This is a genomic window from Scytonema sp. PCC 10023, assembly GCF_963920835.1.
Classification (GTDB): Bacteria; Cyanobacteriota; Cyanobacteriia; order Cyanobacteriales; family Nostocaceae; genus Kalymmatonema.
Map to the genome: position 1 here is coordinate 1 of NZ_CAWUDP010000224.1, position 4,620 is coordinate 4,620.

Below are 4,620 nucleotides of genomic sequence, written 5' to 3' on the forward strand. Positions count from 1 at the left end.
CGTACACATCAATCGCCGTAAAGGTTTGCAGTTTCGCACCGCGAACTAGTCTAAATTCCAGATGTATGGTATTTTGGAGAAACATAAACCCGTATTTTACTTAGTCTAGTCTAATACCGCTTTGAAAAAAAATGCTACACATGATGACTCACATATAGGTTATATCTGTTGCAATCATTTTTTGAATTGGTATAAGTTTTAGCATTGTGTCCTTTGTAGTTCCTTTTGTATTATGGTAAGCGAATTTAAGAAAGCCTCAGAGAGAAAGCTAACCCGATCGGAAACAGGAATCGAGAAAAATCCGCTGAATCTGACCGCCAGTTGGTACATCGCTATGCTCTCTAAAGAATTGGGGAAAAAGCCAAAAGCCATTGAGTTATTCGCTCAGTCCTTGGTCGCTTGGCGAGATGAAAAGGGTAACCCGGTGATCATGGAGCGTTTCTGTTCTCACATGGGCGCTAGTCTGGCGCTTGGGGAGATAAAAGAGGGTTGTCTTCAATGTCCGTTTCATCACTGGCGGTATGATGATTCTGGACAATGTGTTTCCATCCCTGAGATAGACCATATTCCCCCAACTGCTCGTCAGGCGATTTATGTCACACAAGAAAGATATGGTTACGTTTGGGTCTGGTATGGTACCCAGATTCCTCTGTTCCCCATCCCTGAGTTTCCACCTGCTGAAGACAAGCAGCATTATATGTCACTTTACTTGACATTCAACACCAAAACCACGGTACTACGGGTGCTGGAAAATGCGTATGATTATCGTCATGCAGTCACAGTACATAAGGTGCCCCTGACCTCCACTGAAGTCACTCTGCTTGATGAGCTTCCTCTAGGTGTAGGTGAGCCAAGCGAACTACGTACTAAAAACGAAGCTTGGTATAGGATTTTAATAGAAAACAAGCTTAAGAGGTATAGTGGTCCAATAGGTTCATTAGCGAAGGTTTTAGGGCTGAGTGTTGAAACCTTGATGGGGCGAGTAGACACTTGGCCTAGTGGACATTTAGGCTCATATTTTACCAATGACAAGGAGACGTTTTCGATGCTACAGGGAATCACTCCAGTAGGTGAAAACAATACAACTGGACATTTTTTGTTCATGATAAAGAAAACTGGCTCTTTATGGTTGGATATACTTTCCCGTGCAGTTTTTAGTTGGCAAAACAAACATATTTTTGAAGATGATGTACCCATTTGGAATACTCTAAACGATGACAGGGGAGGCGCTTATGTCAAGCACGACCGACCCGTCTTGAAGCTCAGAGAATTTTATCAAAGTTGGGTCGAGAAGGTTGAGATTTAAGCTGTTCGTCATCTACCTTTACATGGAAATGTAAGGCAGCAAACAGGTTCAGGCGCTAAATTATCAAATTTAGATGCGTGTCAGCTTAGCGGGACTTAAACAGTTTTCAGGTCAAAACAAGCCCCAAACCTTTCCAGGGTAAGGAAAATACACCGAATGACCAAAAATGGCTAAAACCCAGATATGTCAACAAACCAAGTAAAACGATGTTAAAGTCTTTTGTTATATACGTTTGAAGCTATTTTAGCTGTGTTTTTTGTCTAAGTCCTAGCTTGAGTTTTTACGTCAAGCACTAGACCGCAACTATGGAGTAGCCTGCGAAGTTTGTTTACCATCTGGCTGATTTTGGTTGATTTTTAAAGTTTATCAATAAGCCAATCTTATCATTATCCTCAATCGTTCAGCTTTTTTCCATTCCTCCGAAAACGGTATCGTACACTACTATTTTTTAGCGAGCGCAAAACTTTTCGGTCTACTAAGTGTTAAAACTTGATAAAAAGTGACCAAACGATGAAACTGTGGATATATGTGTATAAAGCTTTCTTTGTATGGACTTAGACGCTTTTTTGATAACAATTAGATAGTTATCAACATCAAAATAGCTTGTTAAATGTTAGATTAGTGATTAAGCGCAATTGCGTCATCTTTGTACTTATGATTCATCTTTGTGCCCAAAAGTCAGTATAAAGCTTATGTTGATGCCTTATTTATTACCAACTTTCCGTCATGATTCCTAATTAACAAAAGTAACGTTGTCTTAACTTTTCACGAATGGTCGTACTCTGTAAAATGACACAAAAATGGCCTTTATAGGATGAAGTTTTATGACTAATAAATTGCCTTTGCTTACTGATGAGCAAATTACTCAGTTTTCTGAAGATGGGTTTTTAGTTGTGGAAAACCTGCTTGACGAAGAATTAGTTAATCGTCTAGTTAAGCGGTTTGAACCTCTATTTTCAGGTGAGTTTGAGACTGGAATTTACCCTGATGATTTGACTTGGAACCCCAATTCAGGAATTCCTAATTCTACTAGGCAAGTGGTAGGAGTTTGGAGAAGCGATCTGACTTTTGCATCGGTTGTTCTTTCCGAAAAGCTCGGTCAGATGACGAGCATACTTGGAGGCTGGAATGGAGCACGTTTTTTAGGAGATAGCATTTTTCTAAAACCTTACGGAGCTTGTGAAACAGTCTTACATCAGGATCTAATATACCCCTTGTATCCCTTCTATCATCAACCCCTTGAATTTGTGGGTTGCTGGATTGCCCTCAGTGATGCCATTCCAGGTGCAAGCACAATTGAATATGTTAAAGGTTCTCATCGATGGGTACCTATAGATACTGTACCAACTGCCATTCCAGGTGCAAGCACAATTGAAAGTGAAGGCTATCTTTGGCAAATGGAAAAAGCTGCTAAGCAAGCAGGTGTTGAGCATCCAGAAGTGTCGCAAATAGAACTAAAGCCCGGAAGTTGTACATTTCATCATTGTCGTGTTTGGCATGGATCAGGTAGAAACGTTATGCCCAACACCATTAGGCGTTCTCTTGCATTTGCTCACATTCCTGCAGAATCTCGATTTATATCAGCTGGGGAAGAAAGTTATATCCCAAACAGTTTTCACGCCGGACGCTATAAGCGTTACGGAGATGACTCAATCGATGAGAGCTTTTTCCCGATTGTCTGGCGGCAAGATGGCTACCGTAGCTCTTTCCTAGCTGATTATTGTGATGATGCACTAGCAAAAACTGCTACTTTTGTAGGAGGTTAAGCTAATGGTACATCAACCAGTCCAATTAAGTGATGAACAAGTTCATCAGTTCCGTGAGCAAGGGTTTTTGATTCTCGAGAAGTTCTTGGATTTGGAGCTAGTGGATCAAATCAATACTAGGCTAGATCTCATTGTTGGAGGTCAGTATGAAACAGGTATTTTTCCAGATGAGTCTCATGGACGAACAGGAACAAGTCAACCTAATGCAGTTCAACAAATAACCAATGTGTGGAGATGCGATCGCACGATTGCCAGCTTTTCACTTTCAGCAGAGATTGCTCGGTTAAATGCAACCTTGGGAGGTTGGGTTGGTGCTCGCTTTGCCCTAGATAACTGCTGGGTTAAACCACCTGGCTCCTCAGAAGTCGCGTTTCATCGTAATCGCGCTTATGTGTCTTGTATTAATCCATCTTCGGTTATAACTTGCTGGATTGCGCTGACAGACTTGATTCCAGAACCAGGAACTTTAGAGTTGGCAAGTCAATCTCATCAATGGGTATGTTCTGACCAGGTAAGATTTCTGCATGCACCTGTGGAGGATTATCGCCAACCTTTGCGGACAGCTGCGAATCAAGCAGGTGTGAAGCATCCGGAGATTATCCAACTCACAATTCCAAGGGGAGGATGTGTATTTCTACACGGAGATTTATGGCGTGGTTTAGGGAAAAACACAACTCAAGAACAAACAAGCCGTAGCTTTGCAGTCAGCAGCTTCCCAATGCATGCTCAGTTTCAACCGCCTGGAGTTGGATATGGATATATTTTTGAGCGCTATAGAATGATTGGTAGCCTTAAGATGGATGAAAGCTTTTTTCCCATTCTCTGGACTCCTAACGGTTATCGAACTCCAATGGTGGAAGTTTATTGTCAGGATGCACTTGTTCCTTCGGTACCATTTACATCTGCAGTCTAACCCTGTTTTGTCACTCTCGGAAAACAATAATCGAAGCCAATTTCTTAAATTTTGACTGTAAGGATTCAGGTCAGGGGTATTGACAAGTGTGACATCGTAGGCAGATTATCACAATTATGGAAAAAAATCTGCCGCTAAAGTTAGACCGTGAAACCCTTGAACAGATCGCTACCGAACAACTGGTGGACATCATTATCGAGCAGGCAATCGTCATAGAGACACTAAACAAGAGAATTTTAGAACTAGAGCAATTCGTAGAAAAACTTAAGGTCATACTAAGTTCAGTATACCTAAAAGTTCTGCGAGCGCTAAAAAATAGTAGCGTGTGATACCGTTTTTGAAGAAATGTGTAAAAGCTGAATGCCTTGAATCAAAGATAAGTTTAGGTTATTTATAAACTCCTTCTTATGAACCAAAATCAGCTGGACGGTAAACAAACTTGACAGGCTACCCCATAGTTGCGGTCTACTGCTTGACGTAGAAACTCAAGCATCTGTTTGAGAGTAAATAAATGAGAGAAAACTTGTCGGGAGCTTCTTTTTAAACGGCTAAGATAATGCCATACTAGATAAATCCAAACGTTACAGCAATTTTCAGGTAATTGAACCACAAATTACGGTAATCTGGGTCTAGAG

General features: G+C 41.0%; 3 protein-coding genes and 1 pseudogene. All 4 read left to right on the plus strand.

Annotated features, from left to right (window positions below):
- Nucleotides 1–232: 232 nt before the first annotated feature.
- On the plus strand, nucleotides 233–1,306 hold the full coding sequence (locus ACM0OZ_RS47900; protein ID WP_414590000.1) for a Rieske 2Fe-2S domain-containing protein: 1,074 nt from the start codon (nucleotides 233–235) through the stop codon (nucleotides 1,304–1,306).
- An 824-nt stretch (nucleotides 1,307–2,130) separates the two neighbouring features.
- Nucleotides 2,131–3,072: a phytanoyl-CoA dioxygenase family protein gene (locus tag ACM0OZ_RS47905; RefSeq protein WP_414590001.1), complete on the plus strand. Its 942-nt coding sequence runs from the start codon at nucleotides 2,131–2,133 to the stop codon at nucleotides 3,070–3,072.
- 4 nt (nucleotides 3,073–3,076) lie between these two features.
- The gene (locus ACM0OZ_RS47910) at nucleotides 3,077–3,985 is read left to right on the plus strand and encodes a phytanoyl-CoA dioxygenase family protein (protein ID WP_414590002.1); all 909 of its coding nucleotides are present in this window, start codon (nucleotides 3,077–3,079) and stop codon (nucleotides 3,983–3,985) included.
- A 116-nt stretch (nucleotides 3,986–4,101) separates the two neighbouring features.
- Nucleotides 4,102–4,257 (plus strand): annotated as a pseudogene (locus ACM0OZ_RS47915) (IS66 family transposase); the annotation flags it as partial.
- Between the last annotated feature and the right edge of the window lie 363 nt (nucleotides 4,258–4,620).

Bases quoted from the DNA above. Each gene is read 5' to 3' on its own strand.
- ACM0OZ_RS47910 (WP_414590002.1), top strand. From the start codon at position 3,077: ATGGTACATCAACCAGTCCAATTAAGTGATGAACAAGTTCATCAGTTC.
- ACM0OZ_RS47905 (WP_414590001.1), top strand. From the start codon at position 2,131: ATGACTAATAAATTGCCTTTGCTTACTGATGAGCAAATTACTCAGTTT.
- ACM0OZ_RS47900 (WP_414590000.1), top strand. From the start codon at position 233: ATGGTAAGCGAATTTAAGAAAGCCTCAGAGAGAAAGCTAACCCGATCG.